Below are 1412 nucleotides of genomic sequence, written 5' to 3' on the forward strand. Positions count from 1 at the left end.
ATCACATTCGTCGCCAAATGCTCCCCGGCGAATACGCTGCTGTTCGCCATGCCCACGTTCGACGAAAAGATGTCGAAGCCGGGCAACTTCCTGACCTATCCGTCGCCGGTTACCTTCTTTTCCTGTAACGATAAAGGCACGCCGGTATCGCTGGATCTGACGCGGCTGACCATTCCGCAATGGTGGTACGACAGGCTGGAACTCGATCTGTCGCGCCAGTCCTATACGCTGGACCATGTGGCGAAATTTTCATTTGGCGTCAGCCAGCACAGTCCACGCGAACGCGACTCCCAGGTAGAGATCAGCCAGCTGACATTGCATGGACGCGACTTCCGCTATCTCGTCGCACTGGCGGCACTGATCTTGATGAGCTGGAGTTTATTTGCGCTCTGGTTCTTCCGCGCCCATGCCCGTGCACTCATCACGGGCCTCGAGGCCAAGGTCAAGAAGGACCTGCCGCTGGTGGCATACCGGGAACTGACGCTCGAACCGTTCAGGGACAAGGAAAAGGCCGCCGTGCTGCGCTACATCGCCACGCACTATACGAATCCGGATCTGGACCTGGATACTGTGGTCGCCGGAACGGGCACCAACCGCAACAAGGTCAACGAGGTATTGAAGGCGGAACTCGGCATGACGTTCACCGCCTATGTGAAGAAATTGCGGCTGACGGAATCCGCCCGGCTGCTTACCGAAAACCCGGCCGCGACCGTTTCGGAAGTTGCGTATTCCGTTGGCTACGGCAACATCTCGTATTTCAACAAGCTGTTCAAGGAAGAATACGGCTGCACACCCAAGATGTTCAAGAGCGTGGCACCCAGGAGCGACAAGCAACGGGATAGCGACGTGGCCGTTCCCGCAGACCAGGCGTAGGATAGGTTCCCATCCGCCTGCCCGCCGTGGCTTGCACCACTCCTAACAAATTCTGCACTTTGACAGAATTTTCATTATTGCCGTTATTTAGGCATACATAGACACACTTATTGTTTTCAATCGAAAAGCCAATCGGAGTCGTTTCATGAAAAATCCCGGTTGTTTTGACTTCGTACTGGGCTCTGATCAATCGATGAAAACGCGGACCGGCGGTGCGCTGACGGCGTTGTGCCTGGCGACCTCGATGCTGGTACATGGCGCCGCCGGCGCAGCCGACGCCGGCGCCATGCCCTACCTCAAGCACAAGGATGGCCGCTATGCGTTGATGGTCGATGGCGAGCCGTTCACCGTGCTCGGCGTGCAGGCCCACAATTCCAGCAACTACCCGGAAGCCCTCAAGCAGGTCTGGCCCGCGGTGGACGATGTCCACGCCAATACGCTGGAAATTCCGGTGGCCTGGGAACAGATCGAGCCGGTCGAAGGCAGATTCGATTTCAGCTACGTGGACACGCTCGTGCAACAGGCGCGCGCGCATAAAG

The 1412-nt window shown here is 57.4% G+C and carries 1 protein-coding gene and 1 pseudogene; both read left to right on the plus strand.

What is annotated here, in order from left to right; translation table 11 throughout:
- Window positions 1-873, plus strand: an 873-nt coding sequence (locus tag AC1DYX_RS31140) for a helix-turn-helix domain-containing protein (protein ID WP_477266090.1), incomplete at its 5' end; no start/stop codon positions are given.
- Window positions 874-1066: 193 nt separating this feature from the next.
- Window positions 1067-1412: pseudogene (locus AC1DYX_RS31145) on the plus strand (beta-galactosidase); the annotation flags it as partial.

The organism is Massilia sp. P2_C2 (genome assembly GCF_056404615.1).